Below are 679 nucleotides of genomic sequence, written 5' to 3' on the forward strand. Positions count from 1 at the left end.
GGTCGGGGGGGGGGGGGAGGTAGAGAGAGGAGGGGGGGGGAAGGTGGGCGTGGGGGCTTCGGGGGGGGTGGGGGGTGGGGTTTGGGGGGGGGGGGTGGGAGGGGGGTTTTTGGGGTGGGTGGTGTGGGTGGGTCTCGGAAACTGTGTCCGGTGGATACTGAGCGATACTGTGTACGGTAGACGCAGTATTGGTTGGGGTGCAAGGGCGCGGCGTATTTCGGGAGTGGGCGGATGGGCGAGCAGTGGGAAGCGGCGGTTCGGTTGCTCTGGGGACCGCATCCGCCGGCCAAGCCGGCGCGAGGCCCGAAGCGGGGGCTGACGCTGGACGCGGTCGCGGCGGCGGGAGTGGCGATCGCGGATGCGGAGGGGTTGGCCGGGGTCTCGATGCAGCGGGTGGCCGGGGAGCTCGGGGTCACGAAGATGGCGCTGTACCGGTATCTGCCGGGGAAGGCGGAGTTGGTCGCCCTGATGGTGGAGGCGGCGCTGGGGGTGCCGGGGGTGCCGGGGGCGCCTGAGGTGCCTGAGGTGGTGTCTCTGGGGAGGGGCTTCGGGGGGAGTGGTGGCCCGGGCTTGGACTCCTGGCGGGAGAGGCTCGGCGGGGGGGGGCCGGGGTTTTCTGGGGTGTTTCTGTGGGAGTCCGTGGGGGTGGGTGGGGGTGTTGGGGGGCGGGGGGGGGGGG

1 protein-coding gene is annotated in these 679 nt (G+C 72.8%); it reads left to right on the forward strand.

Annotation, left to right across the window (positions count from 1 at the left end; translation table 11 throughout):
- Nucleotides 1-231: 231 nt before the first annotated feature.
- The coding region (locus GPJ59_RS38315; protein ID WP_258025459.1) for a TetR/AcrR family transcriptional regulator at nt 232-679 on the forward strand (448 nt) is incomplete at its 3' end.

Source organism: Streptomyces bambusae, assembly GCF_019400985.1.
In the GTDB taxonomy this organism is placed as follows: Bacteria; Actinomycetota; Actinomycetes; order Streptomycetales; family Streptomycetaceae; genus Streptomyces; species Streptomyces bambusae_A.